Annotated in this window: 1 protein-coding gene and 1 pseudogene; both read right to left on the bottom strand. The window is 73.9% G+C overall.

Annotated features, from left to right (window positions below):
- A complete protein-coding gene (locus ACIBK6_RS40325; protein ID WP_399058122.1) occupies positions 1-15,066 on the bottom strand; it encodes a type I polyketide synthase in 15,066 nt (5,021 codons plus the stop codon).
- A 55-nt stretch (positions 15,067-15,121) separates the two neighbouring features.
- A pseudogene (locus ACIBK6_RS40320) lies at positions 15,122-23,344 on the bottom strand (type I polyketide synthase); the annotation flags it as partial.
- Between the last annotated feature and the right edge of the window lie 30 nt (positions 23,345-23,374).

Genomic DNA, 23,374 nt, shown 5'->3' with positions numbered 1-23,374 from the left:
TCAGGATTCGCTGTCGCCAAGCGCCAGTTCGATGAGGTTTTCGAGGTCCATCTCCGCGATCGCGGAGTCGGCGTCCGGGCCGCTCGCGGGTTCGGATGCGCCGTGCGCGCCGTCCGGACGTGTCCCGCCGCCGGACGGCCGTGCCAGGTCCAGCAGGGCGTCCAGCAGCCCGGCTTCCCGCAGGCGGGCCGGCGAGATCGACGCGAGGGCCTGCCGTACGCGGGCTTCGTCCGGGTGGCCGTCGCCGGCTCCTTCGGGGAGCAGCTCGCCGAGCAGCCGGTCGGTGAGCGCGGCCGGGGTGGGGTGGTCGAAGACCATCGTCATCGGGAGCCGCAGCCCGGTCGCGGTGCCGATCCGGTTGCGGAGTTCGACCGCGGTGAGCGAGTCGAAGCCGAGGTCCCTGAAGGCGCGGTCGGGCTCGATCGCGTCCGTGCGCGGGTATCCCAGTACGGCGGCGGCCTCCTTCTGGACCAGCTCAAGCAGCAGGTCGTGCCGGTCCTCCGGGGTGCGGCCGGACAGCCTCCGCACGAGGTCCGCGGCGGCGGTGGTGGCGCCGTCGCCCCGGGCACTGCCGACGTCACCGTCGGCTTCGGCGCCGTCCAGCGCCGCCCGGGCCTCGGGGAGGCCGGCGAGCAGCGCGCTCGGCCGGCCGATCGTGAAGGACGGTGCGAACCTCGGCCAGTCGACGTCCGCCACCACCACCGCGGTCTCGTCGCGGTCCATGGCGAGTTGAAGCGCCGAGACCGCGAGGGCCGGGGAGAGCGAGGGCAGTCCGCTGCGCCGGAGGTACTCCTCGGCTCCGCCGTCGGCGGCCATTCCGCCCTCGGCCCAGGGGCCCCAGGCCACGGCGGTCGCGGCGAGTCCCCTGGCCCGGCGGTGCTGGGCGAGCGCGTCGAGGAAGGCGTTGCCCGCGGAGTAGGCGGCCTGGCTGCCGCTGCCCCACACTCCGGAGACGGACGAGAAGAGGATGAACGCGTCCAGCTCGCGGTCGGCGAGCAGTTCGTCCAGCTGAACCGCACCGGTGACCTTGGCCGATACGACGGCGGCGAGTTCCGGCAGGCTCGTGTCCGCGACGGCGGCGAACTGCGGAAGCCCTGCGGCGTGCACGACGGCGGTGAGCGGTGCCGGGTCGTCGGCGAGCCTGTCCAGCAGGTCCGCGAGTGCCGCACGGTCGGCGACATCGCATGCGGCGACCGTCACCCTCGCCCCCAACTCCCTGAGTTCGGCGGAGAGTTCGGACGCGCCTTCGGCCGCCGCACCGCGCCTGCTGGTGAGGACCAGGTGCTCGGCGCCGCCCCGGGCCAGCCACCGGGCGGCGTGCCCGCCGAGCGAGCCCGTACCGCCGGTGATCAGTACGGTGCCGCGCGGCTTCCAGACGCCGTCGGTGCCGCCCGTACCCCGGGGCATCCGTGCCAGCCTGCGCACCAGCACCCCGGAGGCGCGTACCGCGAGCTGGTCCTCGCCGCCGGCTCCGCCGAGCACGTCGGCCAGCCGCGCGAGCGCCCGCTCGTCCGGAGTCTCGGGCAGGTCGACCAGACCGCCCCAACGCTGCGGGGTCTCCAGCGCGACCGCCCGCCCGAGGCCCCATACGAGGGCCTGGAGCGGCCTCGTGACCGGCTGGGAGCCGCTCACCGACACGGCGCCGCCGGTGACGCACCACAGCGGCGCGTCCAGCTCAAGCGCGCCCAGGGCCTGCACGAGCGCGACGGTGGCCGTCAGGCCGGTCGGCAGGCCGGTGTGGACCGGGTGAGTACCTTCGTCGAGCGCCAGCAGGGACAGCACGCCGGCCACGGGTACCCCGCCCGCGGCCACCGCGTCCCGCAGCAGCGCGGTGAGCGCCTCGCGGTCGGCCCCCGGGTCGCAGACAGTGACGCACAGCGGCCCGGCACCCCGGTCGCGCAGCGTACGGGCGTACGGCTCGGCGGCCTCGGCGTCCGGGGCCACGACCAGCCAAGTGCCCGACAGCGGCCCGGACGGCGTGTCGGCGAGCGGCTGCCACACCGCGTGGTAGCGCCAGCCGTCCAGCGTGGAACGGGTGCGGCTCTCCTGGCGCCAGGTGGAGAGCGCCCCGAACAGCGAATCCAGCGACGCCCCGGTCTCCACGCCCAGCCGCTCGGCGAGTGCCTCGGGCCGCCCGCTCTCGACGGCCTCCCAGAACTCCGCTTCCGCCGCGCCGCCGGATCCGGCCCCGCCGGCAGCCACGGCGGGGGCCGCGGCCGTTTCGAGCCAGTAGTGCTCGCGCTGGAAGGCGTACGTGGGAAGGTCCACGCGTCGGGCACCGCGCCCGGCGAAGACGGCCGTCCAGTCGACGGGCCTTCCGTGGACGTGGAGTTGAGCGAGGGCAGTGGTGACCGCCACATCCTCGGCGCGGTCCGCACGCAGTACGGGGACGACGACGGGACCGTCATCAAGGACCGCCTGGGCCATGGCGGTCAGTACCCCGCCCGGCCCGATCTCCAGGAACGTACTCACGCCCTCGTCGGCGAGGGAGGTGACAGCGTCCGCGAAACGGACCGCCTCCCGGACGTGACGCACCCAGTAGTCGGCGCAGCAGAACTCCTCCGCCGACACAGGGCGACCGGTGAGCGTGGAGACGACCGGCACGCGCGGGGCGCCGAAGGTGACCGTCTCCACGACCTTGCGGAAGTCGGCCAGCATCGAGTCCATGAGCGGAGAGTGGAACGCGTGCGAGACGGACAGCGCCTTCGTCTTGCGGCCCTGGGCCTCCAGGCGTCCGACGACCGCCGATACGGCGTCCCCGGATCCCGAAACCACCACCGCCGAGGGCCCGTTGACCGCCGCAATACCCGCACGGTCCTCGTACCCGGCCAGCAGGACCCGTACCTCCTCTTCCGAGGCCTGCACAGCGACCATGACACCCCCGTCAGGGAGTGCCTGCATCAGGCGGCCACGCGCGGCCACCAGCCGCGCCGCGTCTTCGAGCGAGAACACCCCCGCCACATGCGCGACGGCGAACTCGCCCACCGAATGCCCAGCCAGCAGATCCGGCCGGACCCCCCACGACTCCACCAACCGAAACAACGCGACCTCGACCGCGAACAACGCCGGCTGCGTATAGGTGGTCTGGTTCAGCAGTTCCGCGTCCTCACCGAAGACGACATCCCGCAACGGACGCTCCAGATGACCGTCCACATGAGCACACACCGCGTCGAAGGCATCCGCGAACACCGGGAAGGCCGCGTACAGTTCACGCCCCATCCCCAACCGCTGACTCCCCTGCCCCGAGAACAGGAACGCCGTACGTCCTTCCGCCGGGCGCGCGACGCCCCGTACGAGGTCCGCGGCCGACTCCCCCTTGCTCAGCGCCTGCAGGCCCGCTGCCAGTTCGCCCGTGGTCCGGCCGAGCACGACCGCGCGGTGTGTCATGGCGGTGCGGGACTCGGCCAGCGAGAGGGCGAGGTCCGCCGGAGCGAGGTCGGGGTGGTGCGCCGTGTGGGCCAGGAGGTTGCGCGCCTGTGCCCGCAGGGACGCTTCGTCCTTGCCGGACACCACCCAGGACAGGTACCGCTCTTCGGCGGGCGTCCCGTCACCTTCCGCTTCGCCGCGCGGGGTGGCCGGGGCCTGCTCGATGATGGTGTGGGCGTTGGTGCCGCTGACCCCGAAGGAGGAGACCGCCGCCCGGCGCGGGTGGCCGTTCTCCGTCCAGGCCACGGGCTCGGTGAGCAGGCGTACCGCGCCCGCCGACCAGTCGACGTGCGGCGACGGCGCATCCACGTGCAGCGTCTTCGGCAGCATGCCGTGCCGCAGTGCCATCACGGTCTTGATCACACTGGCCACGCCGGAAGCGGCCTGGGTATGGCCGATGTTCGACTTGAGCGAGCCCAGCCACAGCGGCCGGTCCTGCGGCCGGTCCTGACCGTACGTCGCCAGCAGCGCCTGCGCCTCGATCGGGTCGCCGAGCGCGGTGCCGGTGCCGTGCGCCTCGACCGCGTCCACGTCGGCGGTCGACAGCCCCGCGTTCGCGAGGGCCTGGCGGATCACCCGCTGCTGCGCCGGGCCGTTCGGGGCGGTCAGCCCGTTGGAGGCGCCGTCCTGGTTGACCGCGCTGCCCCGCACGACCGCCAGTACCGGGTGGCCGTTGCGCAGCGCGTCCGACAGGCGCTCCACCAGCAGCATGCCGACGCCCTCGCCCCAGCCCGTGCCGTCGGCCGAGGCCGCGAACGGCTTGCAGCGGCCGTCGGCGGCCAGCCCGCGCTGCCGGCTGAACTCGACGAAGGCGTTGGGGCTCGCCATCACGGCCGCGCCGCCGACCAGCGCGAGCTCGCACTCGCCCTGGCGCAGGGCCTGCGTGGCCAGGTGCAGCGCGACCAGCGAGGAGGAGCATGCCGTGTCCACGGTCATCGCGGGCCCCTCAAGACCGAGGGAGTACGCGATCCGGCCCGACATGACGCTGCTGGAGGCGCCGGTGAGGAGGTGTCCCTCGACACCGTCGGGCAGGTCGCCCAGCCCTGCGCCGTATCCCTGGTAGCCGGAGCCGATGAAGACGCCGGTTCGGCTGCCGCGCACCGAGGAGGGTGCGAGCCGGGCCCGTTCCAGGGCTTCCCAGGCGGCTTCCAGGAGCAGCCGCTGCTGCGGGTCCATGGCGAGGGCCTCGCGCGGGGAGATCCCGAAGAACGTGGAGTCGAAGTGGCCGGCGTCGTAGAGGAACGCGCCCTCGTTGACGTAGGTGGTGCCGGGGTGTTCGGGGTCCGGGTCGTAGAGGGCGTCGAGGTTCCAGCCTCGGTCGGCGGGGAACGTCGACACGGCGTCGACGCCGTCCACGAGGAGCTGCCACAGCTGCTCGGGTGAGTCCGCGCCGCCCGGGAACCGGCAGCTCATGGCGACGATCGCGATCGGCTCGTCGAGGGCCGCCCCAGAACGCGCCGTCGGCGCGGCGCCGCTCGCGCTGACGGTGCCGGCGTGGCCGGACATCTCGGCGGCCAGGAAGGCGGCGAGCGCGGCCGCGTTGGGGTGGTCGAAGACCAGGGTGGTCGGCAGCCGCAGTCCGGTGACCGCGTTCAGCCGGTTGCGCAGTTCGACAGCGGTGAGCGAGTCGAACCCGAGGTCCTTGAAGGACCGGTCGGAGGCCACCGCGTCCCGGCCCGAGTGGCCGAGCGCCGTGGCCACTTCAGCCCTGACGAGATCGAGAAGCAGGCGTCGGCGCTCCGGTTCCGCGAGGCCCGCGAGCTCGGCGCCGAGGGAGGACGCCGCGGTGTCGGCCCGGCCTCCGGCGCCCGCGGTCGACGACTCGGCCTCGGCGAGGGCCTCGCGTACCTCCGGCAGGTCGGCGAGGAGTGGACTGGGCCGTGCGACGGTGAATGCGGGCGCGAACCGGTCCCAGCTGACGTCCGCGACGACGACCGCGGTGTCGTCGTGGTCCAGCGCCCGCTGGAGGGCGGCGATCGCGGTGTCCGGGGACATCGCCGGCAGACCGCGGCGGCGCAGGTGTGCTTCCGCCTCGCCGTCGCCCACCATGCCGCCGTCCGCCCAGGGGCCCCAGGCCACCGCCGTGGCGGCGAGGCCGCGGGAGCGCCGCTGCTCGGCGAGTCCGTCGAGGTACGCGTTGGCGGCCGAGTAGGCGGCCTGGCTGCCGCTGCCCCACACGCCGGCCACCGACGAGAAGAGGACGAAGGCGTCCAGCGGTCGGTCACCGAGCAGTTGGTCGAGGTGCGTCGCGCCCGCCACCTTGGCGGAGACGACGTCCGCGAGGTCGCCGAGGCCCAGGGTGTCGGTGGGCGCGAACTGCGGCATGCCTGCCGCGTGCACCACCGCTGTCAGCGGATACCGGTCCTCGGGCAGCGACCAGAGCAGGTCGGCGACCGCCTCGCAGTCGGAGACGTCGCAGGCCACGACGGTGACCTTGGCGCCCAACTCTTCGATCTCGGCGACGAGTTCGGCTGCTCCGGGAGCCTCGGGGCCCCGCCGACTGGTCAGCACGACGTGTTCGGCGCCGCCCCGGGCCACGTGCCGCGCCACCTGCGCGCCCAGCGCGCCGGTACCGCCGGTGATCAGTACGGTGCCGCGCGGCTGCCAGGCCTTGTCCGCGGGTACGGCACCGGTGAGGGCACGCACCAGACGCCGGACGAAGACCCCGGAGGGCCGGACCGCGAGCTGATCCTCCGGGTCCTCCTGGTCCTGCGCAGCGGGTGCGGACAGCACGGACACCAGACGGCGTGCCGTCCGCTCGTCCAGCGCACCGGCCAGGTCGACAAGTCCGCCCCAGCGCTCGGGGAACTCCAGAGCCACCGAACGGCCGAGTCCCCAGACCATGCCCTGGTCAGGGCTGGTCAGCGGGTCCGAGCGGCCGACCGTGACCGCTCCCGTGGTGACGCACCAGAGCGGTGCGGACACCTCCGCGTCGCCCAGCGCCTGAACGAGCAGGGTGGTCAGGGCGAGACCGGTGGGCAGCTCCGGGTGTGCGGGGTGCGGCTCCTCGGCGAGCGCGAGCAGCGACAGGACGCCGACCGGTGAGGCGTCACCGGGCTCCAGGCGCAGGCGTCCGGCCAGCGCCTGCCGGTCCTCGTCGGCGCCTACGACCAGCGGTACGACGTCGGCGCCGTGGCGCGACAGGGCGGCCGTGACGTCGGCGACCATACGGTCCTCCTCGGCGCCCGTCGGGACGACGAGCAGCCAGGCACCGGTCAGTTCGGCCGCCTCCCGGCCGGTGAGCGGCTTCCACGAGATCCGGTAACGCCGGCCGTCGACGACGGACTGGTCCCGCTGCTGCCGGCGCCACTGGGACAGGGCGGGCAGTACGGAGCTGAGCGGAGAGTCCCCGTCGAGCTCCAACTGCGCGGTGAGGGCTGCCAGATCCTGGCTCTCCACCACGTCCCAGAACTCGGCCTCCGCCGGGTCGACCACCACGGGGCCGGTCTCGTGCGGGTCGGCGGGGAGCAGCCAGTACGGCGTGTGCCGGAAGGCGTAGGTGGGCAGGTCGACGCGCCGGGCGCCACGCCCGGCGAACACGGCCGTCCAGTCGACGGGCGTCCCGTGGACGTGGAGTTGAGCGAGGGCGGCGGTGACGGCCAGGTCCTCGGCGCGGTCCGCACGCAGCAGAGGAACCGTGACCGCGTGCTCGTCCACGGAGTCCTGCGCCATAGCGGTGAGTGCTCCGCCGGGGCCGATCTCCAGGAACGTACTCACGCCCTCGTCGGCGAGGGAGGTCACGGCATCCGCGAAACGAACCGCCTCACGGACGTGACGCACCCAGTAATCGACGGAACAGAACTCCTCCGCAGACACCACACACCCGGTGAGGGTGGAGACAAGAGGCACGCGCGGGGCGCCGAAGGCAACCGTCTCCACGACCTTGCGGAAGTCGCTGAGCACCGGATCCATCAACGGCGAGTGGAACGCGTGCGAGACGGACAACGCCTTCGTCTTACGGCCCTGAGCCTCCAGGCGTCCGACCACCGCCGCCACGGCATCCTCCGCACCCGAAACCACCACCGATGACGGCCCGTTGACGGCCGCGATACCCGCACGGTCCTCGTACCCGGCCAGAAGCGCCCGTACCTCATCCTCCGAGGCCTGCACCGCCACCATCACACCCCCACCCGGGAGCGCCTGCATCAGACGGCCCCGAGCCGCCACCAACCGCGCCGCATCCTCCAGCGAGAACACACCCACCACGTGGGCCGCCGCGAACTCACCCACCGAATGCCCCGCCACCAGATCCGGCCGAACCCCCCACGACTCCACCAACCGGAACAACGCCACCTCAACCGCGAACAACGCCGCCTGCGTATAGGTCGTCTGGCTCAGCAGCTCCGCGTCCTCACCGAACACCACACCTTTCAGGGGCTGTTCAAGGTGCGCATCCAGTGCGGAACACACCGCATCAAACGCTTCGGCGAACACCGGGAAGGCCGCGTACAACTCACGCCCCATCCCCAACCGCTGACTCCCCTGCCCCGAGAACAAGAACGCGGTCCGGCTGCCACCGGCGGACGCCGTTCCCTTCACGGTCTGCGCGCCGGAGGTGTCTCCGTGTGCCAGGGCGGTCAGCCCCCGGACCAGCGCTTCGCGGTCCGCTCCGATGACTGCCACGCGGTGCGGGAAGGAGGCGCGCGTGGTCGCCAGTGAGAGGGCGATGTCGGTCTCGTCGGTTCGGCGGGCGGACTGGACGTACCCGAGGAGGCGTTCCGCCTGGGCCCGCAGGCCGTTTTCGTCCTTCGCGGAGATCAGCCAGGGGACCGCCGGCCGGACGCCCGGCTCGGGGCGCGTCTCGTCGGCCGCTTCGGCCGCTGCCTGTTCGACGATGACGTGGGCGTTGGTGCCGCTGACGCCGAACGAGGACACTCCCGCCCGGCGCGGACGCCCGTACTCCGCCCACTCCACCGGCTCGGTCAGCAGCCGCACCGCACCCGCCGACCAGTCCACGTGCGGCGACGGCTCGTCAGCATGCAGCGTCTTCGGCAGCACACCATGCCGCATCGCCTCCACCATCTTGATCACACCCGCCACACCCGCAGCCGCCTGCGTATGACCGATGTTCGACTTGACCGTCCCCAGCCACAGCGGGCGGTCGGCGGCGCGGTCGTTGCCGTAGGCCTTCAGCAGGGCCTGCGCCTCGATCGGGTCGCCGAGCGTCGTTCCCGTGCCGTGTGCCTCGACCACGTCGACGTCACCGGCCGACAGGCCCGCGTTCGCCAGCGCCTGCCGGACCACCCGCTGTTGCGCGGGGCCGTTCGGAGCCGTCAGACCATTCGACGCACCGTCCTGGTTGATCGCCGAGCCCCGTACGACCGCCAGCACCCGGTGGCCGTTGCGGCGGGCGTCCGAAAGGCGCTCCACGAGCAGCATGCCCGCGCCCTCGGCCAGGCCGGTGCCGTCGGCCGATGCGGCGAAGGCGCGGCAGCGGGCGTCCTGGGACAGCCCGCGCTGGCGGCTGAAGCCGATCAGTGCGCCCGGGGTCGCCATGACGGTGACGCCGCCGGCCAGGGCCAGGTCGCACTCGCCCCGGCGCAGTGACTGCGCCGCCAGGTGCAGGGCGACCAGCGACGAGGAGCACGCCGTGTCCACCGTCACCGCCGGCCCCTCCAGACCGAACGTGTAGGCCACCCGGCCCGAGACGACGGAGGCGGAGTTGGCGGTGAGGAGGTGCCCCTCCATGCCCTCGCTGCCGTGCTGGGAGAGACCGATGGCGTAGTCCTGGCCGTTGGTACCGGCGAAGACTCCGGTGCGGCTGCCGCGCAGCGTGGCCGGGTCGATGCCGGCCCGCTCGAACGCCTCCCACGAGGTCTCCAGAAGCAACCGCTGCTGGGGGTCCATGGAGAGGGCCTCGCGTGGGGAGATCCCGAAGAATTCGGGGTCGAAGTCGCCCGCGTCGTGCAGGAATCCGCCTTCCCGGACGTAGCTGGTGCCCGGGTGGTCGGGGTCCGGGTCGTACAGCGCGTCGAGGTCCCAGCCCCGGTTGACGGGCAGGCCGGTGATGGCGTCGGTGCCGTTGGCCACCAGGTCCCAGAGGTCCTCCGGGCTGCGGACCTCGCCGGGCAGGCGGCAGCTCATCGCGACGATGGCGATGGGCTCGTCGGCGTCCGCGCCGGGGAGGCGGCCGGGCGCGGCGGGCGCGGCCGTGACGAGGGCCGTGCCCGGGTGGCCGCCGGGGATCTCGTCCAGCAGGTGGCCGGCGAGCGACGAGGGGGTGGGGTGGTCGAAGACGACGGTCGCGGGCAGCCGCACTCCGGTGGCGGTGGCGAGCCGGTTGCGGAGTTCCATCGCGGCCAGGGAGTCGAAGCCGAGTTCGCGGAAGGCCCGGCCGGGGTCGATGGCTTCGGGAGCGGAGTGGCCGAGTACGGCGGCGACCTGGTTGCGTACGAGCGCGAGCAGGGTGTCCTTGCGTTCGGCGGGCGGCAGCGCGGCCAGCCGGGAGAGCTCCGCGGAGTGGCCGCCGGGGCCGGACGCGGTCTCCGCGGAGCGCCGGGAGGGCGTGCGGATCAGCCCACGCAGCAGGGCCGGTACGGGGCCCGCCGCCGCTTGGGCGCGCATCGCGGCCAGGTCGAGGCGTACGGGCGCCAGGGCCGCGTCGTCCAGGGTCCGGGCGGTGTCGAGGAGGCGCAGGCCCTCTTCCGCGCCGAGCGGGATGAGACCGGCGCGGGCCATGCGGCGCAGGTCGCCCGTCTCCAGGCGGGTCTGGTCGCCGCGCTCGTCCCAGACGCCCCAGGCGAGGGCGGAGGCCGGGAGGCCCTGGGCGCGGCGCTGGTGGGCGAGAGCGTCCAGGAAGGCGTTGCCCGCCGCGTAGGCGGCCTGTCCGGCGCCGCCGAGCGTACCGGCGAAGGAGGAGAAGAGGACGAAGGCCGAGAGGTCCAGGTCGCGGGTGAGTGCGTGGAGGTTGAGCGCGGCGTCGACCTTGGGCCGCAGGACCTGGTCGAGGTCGTCCGGGGTGAGGGCGTCGACGAGTCCGCCGGCCACCACGGCTGCGGCGTGGACGACGACGGTGAGCGGCCGGTCGGCGGGCAGGCCCGCGAGGAGAGCCGCCAGGGCGTCCCGGTCGGCGGCGTCGCAGGCGGCGATGGTGACGGTGGCGCCGAGTGCCGCGAGTTCGTCCCGCAGTTCGGCGGCTCCGGCGGCGTCGGGGCCTCGGCGGCTGGTGAGGACGATGTTCCCGATGCCGTGGGTGGTGATGAGGTGCGCGGCGACGAGTTTGCCGAGCGCGCCGGTGCCTCCGGTGATCAGCGCGGTGCCCTGCGGGTCCAGGACGCGGGCGGGGGCGGGTTCGGTGGCGACGGGCACCCGGGCCAGCCGCGGTACGGACATCCGGCCCGCGCGCAGGGCCAGTTGGGGCTCCCCGGTGGCGACGGCCGCGGCGATGCGGCGCAGGGAGTCCGGCTCGCCGTCGGTGTCGGCCAGGATCAGGCGGTCCGCGTGTTCGGACTGGGCGGAGCGGATCAGACCCCACACGGGCGCGTGCGCGGGCCGCGTCTCCCGTACGCGGTCCTCGGCGGCGCGCGGTACCGGGACGGCGTCGCGGGTGAGCACGACCAGCCGGGAGTTGGCGAACCGTTCGTCGGCGAGCCAGGCCTGGACGAGAGCGAGGGCACTCCGCGCGGTCGCCCGGACGGCGTCGGCGTCGGATGCGTCGGATGGGTCGGCTGTGGGGACGACGGCGGCCACGGTCTCGGGCACGGGCGCGCCCGCCGCGATCGCTTCGGCGAGGGTGGCCAGGTCGGGGTGGGCGTCCGGCCGCAGGCCCGCGCTCCGTAGGGCGTCGGCGACCTCGTCGGCGTCCGCCTCCGGGGTGACGCCGACGACGGCCCAGTGCGCGGTGGCGCCGGGCGCGGCGTCCGCGAGCGGCAGGACGGGCCAGTCCACGCGGTAGAGGGATTCGTGGTGGTCGGTGAGCGCGGCCCGCAGGTGTTCCTCGCGCACTTCGCGGAAGGTGAGCGTGCCGACGCTGGCCACGGCCCGGCCGCTGCCGTCCGCGGCGGTGACGGCCACGGCGTCGGTGCCGACCGGTGTCAGCCGGACCCGCAGCCGGGTGGCTCCGGTGGTGTGCAGGCGTACGTTCTCCCAGGAGAAGGCCATCCGCCCGGTTCCCATGTCGCCGAGCGGGCCGAAGCCGACGCTGTGCAGCGCCGCGTCGAGCAGGGCCGGGTGCAGCCCGTACTTCGCGGCGTCGGACGGGGCAGCGGCGTCCGTGGGCAGAGCCACCTCGGCGAAGACCTCGTCGCCGCGGCGCCAGGCGGCGCGCAGGCCCTGGAAGACGGGGCCGTAAGCGAAGGAGCGGGCGGCGAGCTCGGGGTAGAAGTCGCCGAGTTCGACGGGGGTCGCGCCGGCGGGCGGCCAGACGGCCGGGTCCTCTGCGGGGGGCTGGGCGTCGGGGGCCGACGTCAGCACGCCGGTGCCGTGGCAGGTCCAGCTGTCCTCGGGAGCGGCGCTGTCGAGGCGCGAGTGGATGGTGAAGTTCCGGTCGCCCGATCCGTCGGCCGGGCCGACCGCGACCTGTACGACGACACCACCCTGCTCGGGCAGGATCAGCGGTGCCTGGAGGGTGAGTTCGGCCAGGCTGTCGCAGCCTACGTGGTCGCCCGCGCGGACTGCGAGTTCCACGAAGGCCGTACCGGGCAGGATGATCGCGCCCATCACGACGTGGTCGGCGAGCCAGGGGTGGGTGTGCGTGGCCAGCCGGCCCGTCAGTAGCAGGCCGTCGGAGTCGGCGAGGCTGACGACGGCGCCCAGCAGCGGGTGGTCGGACGAGGCGAGGCCGAGGCCCGCGGCGTCCGCGGCGGTGTGCGGGGCGTCGAGCCAGTACCGCTCGTACTGGAAGGCGTAGGTGGGCAGTTGGACCCGGCGGGCGCCGGTGCCGGCGAAGACGGCCGCCCAGTCGAGAGCGACGCCGTGGGTGTGGGCCTCGGCGGCGGAGCGCAGGAAGCGCGCGGCGCCTCCCTCGTCGCGGCGCAGCGTGCCGAGGGTGACGGCGTTGCCGCCCAGGTCGTCGAGGGTCTCCTGGATGCCGATGGTCAGCACCGGGTGCGCGCTGACCTCGATGAGGGCACTGTGCCCGTCCTGTACGAGGGCGCGGGTGACCTGTTCGAACCGCACGGTCTGGCGCAGGCTGCGGTACCAGTACTCGGCGTCGAGTCCGTCGGTGTCCACGACCGTGCCGGTGACCGTGGAGTAGAACGGCACGTCGCACGCCTGCGGAGTGATGTCGGCCAGCGCGTCGAGGACACGCTCGCGGACCGCCTCGACGTGCGCGGAGTGGGAGGCGTAGTCCACGGCGATCAGCCGGGCCCGGATGTCGTCGGCGTGCAGGGCGTCGCGCAGTTCGGTGAGCGCGTCGGAATCGCCCGAGACGACGATCGACGTCGGGCTGTTCACGGCGGCGACGGACAGCCGCTCGCCCCAGTGCGCCATCCTGGGCGTGAGCTGCTCCAGCGGCAGGGCGACGGACAGCATGCCGCCCCGGCCGGAGAGTGCGGTCAGCGCCTGGCTGCGCAGCGCCACCACCTTCGCGGCGTCCGCCAGGGAGAGCGCGCCGACGACGCACGCGGCGGCGATCTCGCCCTGGCTGTGGCCGGCGACCGCCGAGGGGCGGACGCCGTGGGAGCGCCACAGCTCGGCCAGCGAGACCATGACGGCGAACAGGACGGGCTGGACCACGTCGACCCGGTCGAAGCCGGGGGCTCCGGGCGCGCCCCGCAGGACGTCCGTCAGCGACCAGTCGACGTGGGGTGCGAGGGCCTCCTCGCACTGGCGGATGCGCTCGCGGAAGACCGGTGCGGTGTCGAGGAGTTCGACGGCCATGCCCACCCACTGGGAGCCCTGGCCGGGGAACACGAAGGCGACCTGCCGGGTGTCGTCCGCGGTGCCGCGCACCAGGCCGGTGCCGACGGCGTCGAGATCCCCGTCAGCGAGGGCGTCCAGGGCCCGGTCGAGGCCGGCCCGGTCCGGCGCGAGGAGCACGGCGCGGTGGGGGAAGGCGGTACGGGTGGTGGCGAGGGAGTACGCGATGTCGAGGGCGCCGTCGGCGGCGGGCTGTCCGGCGGCCAGGTGGGAGCGGAGCCGGGCGGCCTGTGCCGCGAGGGCCGCGGCGTTCTTGCCGGAGAGGGTCCACGGGATGAGGGGAAGCCCGGTGCCCGCCGCGTCGGCGGTGTGGGCCTCGCCGGAAGGTGCTCCGGCCGCGGGGGCCGCACCGGAGGGCGCTGCGGCTGCGGCTACAGCTTCGGCGTCCGGCTGTTCCGCGGTGGCGAGGTGCTGTTCGACGACGATGTGCGCGTTGGTGCCGCTGACGCCGAAGGCGGAGACGCCGGCGCGCCGGGGCCTGCCGGTGTCGGGCCAGGCGGCGTTCTCGGTGACCAGCGAGACGGCCCCGGCCGACCAGTCGACGTGCGGGGTCGGCTCGTCGGCGTGCAGGGTCTTCGGCAGCACGCCGTGGCGCAGCGCCTGCACCATCTTGATGATCCCGGCGACGCCGGCCGCCGCCTGGGTGTGCCCGAGGTTGGACTTGACGGAGCCGAGCCACAGCGGCTGGTCCCCCGGCCGGTCCTGGCCGTAGGTCGCCAGCAGCGCCTGGGCTTCGATCGGGTCGCCGAGCGTGGTGCCGGTGCCGTGGGCCTCGACGATGTCCACGTCGGACGGGGACAGCAGGGCATTGGCCAGGGCCTGGTGGATGACGCGCTGCTGGGCGGGACCGTTGGGCGCGGTGAGGCCGTTGCTCGCGCCGTCCTGGTTGACGGCGGAGCCCCGGACGACGGCCAGCACCGGGTGGCCCAGCCGGACCGCGTCGGAGAGCCGCTCGACGAGCAGCATGCCGACGCCCTCGGACCAGCCGGTGCCTTCGGCTGACGCCGAGAACGCCCGGCAGCGACCGTCGGGCGACAGCCCGCGCTGGCGGCTGAACTCGACGAACGTCGTCGGCCCGGCCATCACGGTCACACCGCCCGCGAGCGCCAGGTCGCACTCGCCCTGGCGCAGGGCCTGGACGGCGAGGTGCAGCGCCACGAGGGAGGAGGAGCAGGCCGTGTCGATGGTCACGGCCGGGCCTTCCAGTCCCAGGGTGTAGGCGATGCGGCCGGAGACGACGCTGCCGGTGTTGCCGGTGCTGACGTACCCCTCGACGCCTTCGGGCATCGCCGGGAGCCGGGAGACGTAGTCGTGGTACATGACTCCGGCGAACACCCCGGTGCGGCTGCCGCGCAGGGACAGCGGGTCCAGTTCGGCCCGCTCCACCGCCTCCCAGGAGGCCTCCAGGATGAGCCGCTGCTGGGGGTCCATGGCGAGGGCCTCGCGCGGGCCGATCCCGAAGAACGCGGGGTCGAACTCGCCTGCCTCGTAGAGGAATCCGCCTTCCTTCGCGTAGCTCGTCCCCGGGTTCTCGGGGTCCGGGTCGTAGAGCGCGTCGAGATCCCAGCCCCGGTCGGTGGGGAAGCCGGATATCGCGTCGCCGCCCGACGCGACCAGGTCCCACAGGTCCTCCGGGGACCGGACGCCGCCGGGGAAGCGGCAACTCATGCCCACGATCGCGATCGGTTCGCGGTTCTTGCTCTCGGCCTCACGCAGTCGCTGGCGCGCGTGACGCAGATCGACGGTGGCACGCTTGAGGTAGTCGCGGAGCTTGTTCACGTCTGTCGTCATCTGAATTCTGTTCCTCAACGCGAAGGGATGTCGTGCCGGTCGATCAGTGGGTGCCGAGCTCGCCGTCGAGCAGATCGAAGAGTTCTTCGTCGGAGGCCGCTTCGACCTCGATCGCGGTTTCGTTCCCGGAGTCGCGGCCGGTGTCGCGGCCTGCTTCGCGCCACTTCGCGAGCAGGACCTCCAGCCGCAGAGTGGCCGTGGCGCGCGTTCCCTCGTCGTACGGGGACCGCTCGAACGCGGCTTCCAGGCGGTGGATCTCGGAGAGCAGCGAGGGGGCCGTCTCCGCCCCATCGCCCTCGGCGGCCGGCAGCGCGGCGCCGAGGTGGTCCGCGAGGGCCGCCGGGGTGGGGTAGTCGAACAACAGGCTCGCCGGGAGGCGCAGCCCGGTGACCGCGCCGAGGTGGTTGCGCAGCTCGACTGCGGTCAGCGAGTCGAAGCCGAGGTCGCGGAATGCCTGGGTGGCGCCGATCGCTTCGGAGGAGGCGTGGCCCAGCACCACCGCGACCTGGGCCCGGACGACGCCGAGCAGGATCCGCCGGCGCTTCTCGTCCGACGCCCCCGACAGCTGCCCGGCGAGTGCGACCGTCCCGGCCGCGGGGGTCTGCGCCGGGCGGGCGGGCGCCCGCACCAGGCCGCGCAGCAGAGCGGGGAGCGGCTCGGTCCCGGCGCGGTGGCGCAGGGCGGGGAGGTTCAGCCGTACGGGCAGGAACACGGCGTCCGGGCCGGTACCGGTCGCCCCCGTCGAGGTCGCCGTGTCGAAGAGCGTGAGGCCCTCGTCCGGGGAGAGCGGCGACACCCCGGCCCGAGCCATCCGGGCGAGGGCTCCCGCGCCCACCTCGCCGGCCATCCCGTGCATGCCCCCGGCGTCCGCCCAGGGGCCCCAGGCGAGCGACACGCCCGGGAGTCCGGCCGCCCGGCGCGACTGCGCGAGGGCGTCCAGGAAGACGTTGGCCGCGGCGTAGTTGGCCTGGCCCGCGTTGCCGAACGTACCGGCGAGCGAGGAGAACAGGACGAAGGCCGCGAGGTCCATGTCCCGGGTCAGCTCGTGCAGATGGAGAGCCGCGTCCGCCTTGGGCCCCAGGACGTTGTCCAGCCGTTCGGCCGTCAGCGAGCCGACGAGCGCGTCGTCGAGCACTCCGGCGGCATGCACCACACCGGTCAGCGGGTGCGCGGCCGGGATGCCGTCGAGCACCGCGGCGAGCGCCGCCCGGTCCGCCGCGTCGCACGCCAGCGTGGCCACCTCGGCGCCCAGCGCCGCCAGTTCGGCGGCGAAGGCGGACGCGCCATCGGCGTTGGGTCCCCGGCGGCTGGTCAGCACCAGGTGCCGCACCCCGTGCGCCGACACCAGGTGCCTCGCCACGAGCCGGCCGAGCGCACCCGTCGCGCCCGTCACCAGGACGGTGCCCGCCGGGTTCAGCCCCAGCGACGGCGGCAGCCCCGGAGCCCCGGCGCCGGCCGCGCGTGCCAGCCTCGGCACGAACGCCCGGCCGTCCCGGAGGGCGGACTGCGGCTCGCCGGTGGCGAGTACGGCCGTCAGCCCGTCCGGGTGTGCGGAGTCCGCGTCCACCAGGACGAGGCGTTCGGGGTGCTCGGCCTGGACGGATCTGACCAGGCCCCACACGGCTGCCTGTGCCGGGTCCAGCCGCGCCGCGTCCTCGGCGTCCACGGCGACCGCGTTCCGGGTCACGATGACGAGCCGCCGCGCATCCGTCGCGTCGGCGTCGGGTGCCGTCAGCCACTCCTGTACGAGGGCCAGCGCGCGGCGGGCCACGGACCGTACGGTCTCGGACGGGCCGTCCGTTCCGAGCAGCACCACGCGATCGGCGGTCGGCGGTGCGTCCGGGTCCGGTGACTGGGGCAGGGGCAGCGCGGTCCAGTCGACCCGGAACAGAGAGTTCCGGGACCGCCCGGCCTGGGCGGCAGCGAGTTGCTCGGCGGAAATCGGCCGCAGGACGAGCGAGTCGACGGAGGTCCGGCTCCGGCCGGTGGCGTCAGCGGCCAGCAGCGAGACCGTGTCCGGACCGGCAGGGGCCAGCCGGATCCGCAGGGCCGCCACCGCTCCTGCCGACGGCACGGCGTGCGCCGTGACCCCGCTCCAGGAGAACGGAACCCGTGCCTGATCCACGGCATCCGCATCGGCATCGGGGCCGAGCAGGCCGGGGCCGAGGGCGACGGTGTGCAGCGCCGCGTCCAGCAACGCAGGGTGCAGACCGAAGCCGGACACGTCGGTCCCCGGGGGCAGTTCCACCTCGGCGAAGAGCGCGTCGTCCCGAGTCCACGCGGCGCGCACACCCCGGAACAGCGGGCCGTAGTCGAGCCCCAGGCCGGCCATCCGCTCGTACAGGGAGTCCAGTGCCTCCTCGGAGACGGCGACCGCCTCCGACGGGGGCCAGTCGGCCAGTGGGGCAGCGGTGTCGGCGGTCGCGGCGGTCGACAGCGTTCCGACAGCGTGGCTCGTCCACGGCTCATCGGACAGCGCCCCCTGGGTACGGGAGTAGATCTCCAGCGGGCGAGGGCTGTTGCCGTCGGCCGCCGCGACGCGTACCTGTACCTGGACAGCGGCATCGTCCGGCACGACGAGCGGGGCCCCGAGCGTCAGCTCGTCCAGCCGGTCGCACCCGACGGCCTCGTCGAGACCCGCGTGGAGCGCCAGGTCCACCAGGGCGGTGCCGGGGAGCAGTACGGCGCCCATCACCACGTGGTCGGCAAGCCAGGGGTGGGTCGCGAGCGACAACCGCCCGGTCAGTACGAGTCCGTCGCCGTCGGCGAGCGGAACCGCGGCTCCGAGCAGGGCATGGCCCGCCTCGGCCAGTCCGGCGGCTGCGACGTTCCCGGGTGCGGGGGCGGCTTCGAGCCAGTAGCGCTCGCGCTGGAAGGCGTAGGTGGGGAGGTCGACACGCCGGGCACCGCGCCCGGCGAACACGGCCGTCCAGTCGACGGCCCTTCCATGGACGTGGAGTTGAGCGAGGGCGGTAGTGACGGCCAGGTCCTCGGCGCGGTCCGCACGCAGCAGGGGAACCGTGACCGCGTGCTCGTCCACGGAGTCCTGGGCCATGGCGGTGAGTGCTCCGCCGGGGCCGATCTCCAGGAACGTACTCACGCCCTCGTCGGCGAGGGAGGTCACGGCATCCGCGAAACGAACCGCCTCGCGGACATGCCGCACCCAGTAATCGACGGAACAGAACTCCTCCGCAGACACCAAGTGGCCGGTAAGAGTGGAGACAAGAGGCACGCGGGGCGCGTCGAAGACGACTGTCTCCACGACCTTGCGGAAGTCGGCCAGCACCGGATCCATCAACGGCGAGTGGAACGCGTGCGAGACGGACAGCGCCTTCGTCTTGCGGCCGTCAGCCGTCAACTGCCCGACCACAGCAGTCACGGCATCCTCGGCACCCGAAACCACCACAGCCGAGGGCCCGTTGACGGCCGCGATACCCACACGGTCCCCGTACCCGGCCAGCAGTTCCAGCACCTCGTCCTCCGAGGCCTGCACCGCCACCATCACACCCCCACCCGGGAGCGCCTGCATCAGACGGCCACGAGCCGCCACGAGAGCCGCCGCGTCTTCGAGGGAGAACACACCTGCCACGTGGGCAGCCGCGAACTCACCCACCGAATGCCCCGCAAGGAAGTCCGGCTGCACCCCCCACGACTCCACCAACCGGAACAACGCCACCTCAACCGCGAACAACGCCGGCTGCGTATAGGTGGTCTGGCTCAGCAGCTCCGCGTCATCACCGAACACCACACCTTTCAGGGGCTGTTCAAGGTGCGCATCCAATGCGGAACACACCGCATCAAACGCTTCGGCGAACACCGGGAAGGCCGCGTACAACTCACGCCCCATCCCCAACCGCTGACTCCCCTGCCCCGAGAACAGGAACGCTCGCTTCGCACCGGGCACGGCAACGGCCTGCACCACGGACCGCGACGCGTCGCCGTTCGCGAGGGCCGCCAGCCCCTCCAGGGTGCCCGCCGCGTCCGGTGCCACAACGGCGGCGCGGTGCTCCAGGGCAGTGCGGCTGGTGGCCAGGGAGTACGCCACCTCGGCCGCTGCGCGGCTTCCGTCGTGTTCCGGTACGTGTTCCCTCGCGTACGACAGGAGCCGCCGCGCCTGCTCGCGCAGCGCGTCCGGGCTCTTGGCGGACAGTACCCAGGGCGCCGCGAACGGCGGCGCGGGCGTCGCCTCCGGATCGGACCCGGGCGCCGGTGCCTGTTCGAGGACGACGTGGGCGTTGGTGCCGCTGAAGCCGAACGAGGAGACCGCTCCCCGCCGGGGCCGGTCGCCTTCCGCCCAGGCGACGGGCTCGGTCAGCAGGCGTACGGCTCCGGACGACCAGTCCACATGCGGCGACGGCTCGTCAGCATGCAGCGTCTTCGGCAGCACACCATGCCGCATCGCCTCCACCATCTTGATGACCCCGCCCACCCCGGCAGCGGCCTGCGTGTGCCCGATGTTCGACTTCAACGAACCCAGCCACAACGGACGTTCCTCGGAACGACCTTGCCCGTACGTCGCAAGCAGCGCCTGCGCCTCGATCGGGTCACCCAGCTTCGTCCCCGTACCGTGCGCCTCCACCACATCCACATCCGCCGCCGACAACCCCGCACTCGCCAGAGCCTGTTCAATGACACGCTGCTGCGCCGGACCATTCGGAGCCGTCAGACCATTCGACGCACCGTCCTGATTCACCGCCGAACCCCGCACCACCGCCAAAACCGGGTGACCGTGACGGCGCGCGTCCGACAACCGCTCCACCAACAGCATGCCGACACCCTCGCCCCACCCGGTCCCGTCGGCGTTCGCGGAGAACGCCTTGCACCGGCCGTCGGCGGCCAGCCCGCGCTGGCGGCTGAACTCCACGAAGGCGCCCGGGCCGGCCATGACGGTCACACCGCCCGCCAGGGCCAGTTCGCACTCGCCCTGGCGCAGGGCCTGGACCGCCAGGTGCAGCGCGACGAGCGACGAGGAGCACGCCGTGTCCACCGTCACCGCGGGGCCCTCAAGGCCGAACGTGTAGGAGAGGCGGCCCGAGATGACGCTGCCCGAGTTGCCGGTGCCGAGGAAACCTTCCACCCCCTCGGGTACCGACTGGAGTGAGGAGGCGTAGTCGTGGTACATCACGCCCGTGAAGACACCGGTACGGGAACCACGCAGCGTGGCGGGATCGATTCCGGCCCGCTCGAACGCCTCCCACGACGTCTCCAGCAACAACCGCTGCTGCGGATCCATCGCGAGCGCCTCACGCGGCGAAATCCCGAAGAACGCCGCGTCGAACTCCCCCGCGTCGTAGAGGAACCCGCCCTTGCGGGTGGCGCTGGAGCCGGTGGAGCCGCTCGCGGAAAGGAGGTCGAGGTCCCATCCGCGGTCGACGGGGAAGTCGGATATGGCGTCTGTGCCCGCGGAGAGCAGCCGCCACAGGCCCTCGGGGGACCGCACGCCTCCGGGATACCGGCAGCTCATGGCGACGATGGCGATGGGCTCGTCTCCGGCGCCTCCTGCCGGGGTGGCCGCCCGGGCGGTCCCGGCCGGGCGGGCTCCAGCCAGTTGGCCGAGCAGATGGCGGGCGAGCGCGTCCGGGGTCGGGTAGTCGAAGACCAGCCCGGCGGGCAGCCGTACGCCGGTCGCCGAGACGAGGCGGTTACGGAGTTCGACAGCGGTGAGCGAGTCGAAGCCGAGCTCCCGGAACGCCTGGGTCGGCTGTACGGATCCGGGGCGGCCGTGGCCCAGTACGGCAGCCGCGTGCGCGCGTACGAGGTCGACGAGCAGCTCGATCCGCCGGCTCTCGGTCAGGCCCCGCAGCCGGTCCGACAGCGCGGACCGGGCGCCGTTCTCGGAGGTGGCCACGGCCGCCCCGGCACGGCGCACGGGAACGGGGACCAGGTCCCGCAGCAGCGCGGGCAGTGTCCCCGCACGGGCCTGCTCGCGCAGTACGGGCAGGTCCCAGCGGACGGGTACGAGCAGCGGCTCCGGGGAGCGCAGGGCGCTGTCGAGCAGCCCGAGGCCTTCTTCCGTCTCCAGTGCGACGAGTCCGGAGCGGCCGATGCGCCGGTGGTCGGCCTCGGCCAGGGTCGCGGTCAGTGCGCTGGTGCTGGCCCACAGGCCCCAGGCCAGCGACACGCCCGGCAGACCGGCTGCGCGGCGGGTGTGGGCCAGTGCGTCCAGGGCGGCGTTGGCAGCGGCGTAGTTGCCCTGGCCCGCGTTTCCGAAGACACCGGCGGCCGAGGAGAACAGCACGAAGGCCGACAGGTCCAGGCCCCGGGTCAGCTCGTCCAGATGCAGGGCGCCTGCCACCTTCGGGCCGAACACCCTCTGCACCCGCTCGGGCGTCAGAGCCGACACCACGCCGTCGTCGGTCACGCCCGCCGCGTGCACCACGCCCGTCAGCGGGTGTGCGGCCGGCAGCGAACCCAGCAGCCCGGCCAGCGCCTCCCGGTCGGCCACATCGCAGGCCACGGTGTCCACCACGGCGCCCAGGCCGCCCAGCTCGGCCGCGAACTCCTGCGCGCCGTCGGCTGCGGGACCGCGGCGGCTCGCCAGGACCAGCCGCCGGACGCCGTGCTCGGCCACCAGGTGGCGCGCCACCACGCGCCCCAGCACTCCGGACGCGCCGGTCACCAGTACCGTCCCGTGCGGCGCGAACACCGGGGCGTCGGGGGCCTCGCCGCCCGTGGGCGCTTCGGCCGCCCGCACCAGTCGGGGCGCGAGCAGTGCCTTTCCGCGTACCGCCACCTGCGGCTCGCCCGTGGCGGCCGCGGCGGCGAGCGCCGACAGGTCGGCGCCTTCGACATCGACATCGACATCGACGAGGACGAAGCGGCCCGGGTTCTCCGACTGCGCCGAGCGCACCAGCCCCCAGACGGCGGCCTGCCCGGGGTCCGCGCCGGAGGCCGGGTCGACGGCGACGGCGCCCCGGGTGACGATCAACAGGCGCGACGCCGCGTACCGCTCGTCCGAAAGCCAGTCCTGCACCAGGGTCAGCGCCGCCTGCGTGGCCGCGCCGGGCCGGGCTGCGGCGTCGGCCCCCGCACTACCCGGCACTGACACCGCCACCACGTCCGGGACGGGGGTGCCGTCGGCAGCCAGGCCGGCCAGCGTGTCGAGCAGGACGACGGGCAGGTCGGTGGCGGTAGCGGCACCGGAGCCGTCGGCCGGACCCCACTCCAGCCGGAACAGCCCGCCGCCGTGGCCTCCCCCGGCGGCAGCCAGCTGCTCCGCCGTCACCGGACGCAGGTCCAGGGACTCGACCGAGAGCACCGGACGGCCCGTGCCGTCCCCGAGGGACAGCGACACCGGGCCCTCCCCGACTGCCGCCGTGGACGACGCCGCAGACGTGACGCGCAGCCGCAGTCCGGTGGCCCCGGTCGTGTGGAGGCCGACCCCGTGCCAGGCGAACGGGATCCGGGGCTCGCCGGCCCGCGCCTCCAGGTCGCCGAGAGCCACCGCGTGGAGGGCCGCGTCGAACAGCGCGGGGTGCACACCGAATCCGGTGGCGTCGGTTCCCTCGGGCAGGGCGATCTCGGCGAAGAGCTCGTCCCCGCGCCGCCACCCGGCCCGGACGCCGCGGAACACCGGCCCGTACTCCAGGCCGAGCTCCGCCATGCGGTCGTACAGGGCGTCGGCATCGAGCGGCTCGGCTCCGGGCGGGGGCCACTCGGTGAGCGCGGGGTCCGAGGCCGCGTCCGGGCTCAGGTCCGGGCCGGTGCCCGCACCGGCCGACAGCAGTCCCGACGCGTGGCAGGTCCAGGCGTCCGCCGCCATGGCGTCGTCGTGCCGCGAGAACACCCGCACCGCGCGCCGACCGTTCGCGTCGGGGCCTGCGACGACCAACTGGAGCTGTACGCCGCCCTGTTCGGGCAGCACGAGCGGGGCCTCCAGCGTCAGTTCCTCGATCCGCCCGCACCCCACCTGGTCGCCGGCCCGGAACGCCAGCTCGACGAGCGCGGTTCCGGGCAGGAGCGCCGCGCCCATCACCACGTGATCGGCGAGCCAGGGGTGCGTGGCGAGCGACACCCGGCCCGTCAGCAGCACCCCCTCACCGTCGGCCAGGGTCACGACGGCACCGAGCAGTGGGTGATCGGCCGACCAGAGACCGGCTCCTGTGAGGTCGCCTGTGGCGGGCCGCGTCTCCAGCCGGTAGTGCTCGCGCTGGAAGGCGTAGGTGGGCAGGTCGACGCGCCGGGCGCCGCGCCCGGCGAACACGGCCGTCCAGTCGACGGGCGTGCCGTGGACGTGGAGTTGAGCGAGGGCGGTGGTGACCGCCACGTCCTCGGCGCGGTCCGCACGCAGCGCGGG

The sequence above is a fragment of the Streptomyces sp. NPDC050485 genome (assembly GCF_044458185.1).
Lineage (GTDB): Bacteria > Actinomycetota > Actinomycetes > Streptomycetales > Streptomycetaceae > Streptomyces.
Note: the sequence above shows the minus strand (reverse complement) of the source record. Positions and strands in the feature narration are given on the sequence as shown.